This is a genomic window from Photorhabdus sp. S10-54 (genome assembly GCF_963878145.1).
GTDB lineage: Bacteria > Pseudomonadota > Gammaproteobacteria > Enterobacterales > Enterobacteriaceae > Photorhabdus > Photorhabdus kayaii.
The window spans coordinates 1-441 of the sequence record NZ_CAWNXG010000185.1 but is presented as its reverse complement, the minus strand read 5'-3'; the positions used below and the strand labels follow the sequence as shown (position 1 = coordinate 441).

At 47.6% G+C, this 441-nt stretch carries 1 tRNA gene and 1 rRNA gene; both read left to right on the top strand.

Annotated features, from left to right (window positions below):
* Positions 1-80, top strand: a 16S ribosomal RNA gene (locus AACQ83_RS24460); the annotation flags it as partial.
* An 82-nt stretch (positions 81-162) separates the two neighbouring features.
* Positions 163-238: transfer RNA gene (locus tag AACQ83_RS24455), tRNA-Glu, on the top strand.
* Positions 239-441 lie beyond the last annotated feature (203 nt).

The following is a 441-nucleotide window of genomic DNA, read 5'->3' as shown; positions in this document are numbered from 1 at the left end:
TGACCACTTTGTGGTTCATGACTGGGGTGAAGTCGTAACAAGGTAACCGTAGGGGAACCTGCGGTTGGATCACCTCCTTACCTGAGATAGGTTGAGTGCAGTGCTCACACAGATTGTCTGATGAAAGTAGAGTGCAAATGAGTCTGCGAAGCTGACCCGCGTGTCCCCTTCGTCTAGAGGCCTAGGACACCGCCCTTTCACGGCGGTAACAGGGGTTCGAATCCCCTAGGGGACGCCATATTGCATGATGACGGGTGAGAGGCGTTGTCAAGTTATCTTTAAGCGGATTTAAGTGAATCTGTTTAGCGATATAAGCTCTTTAACAATCTGGAACAAGCTGAAAAATTGAAACTGTCGATAATATCGTCGAGGTATTATTGACGAGTCTCTCAAGCTGAACAATCCGAGACAGTTTCGGGTTGTGAGGTTAAGCAATTAAGC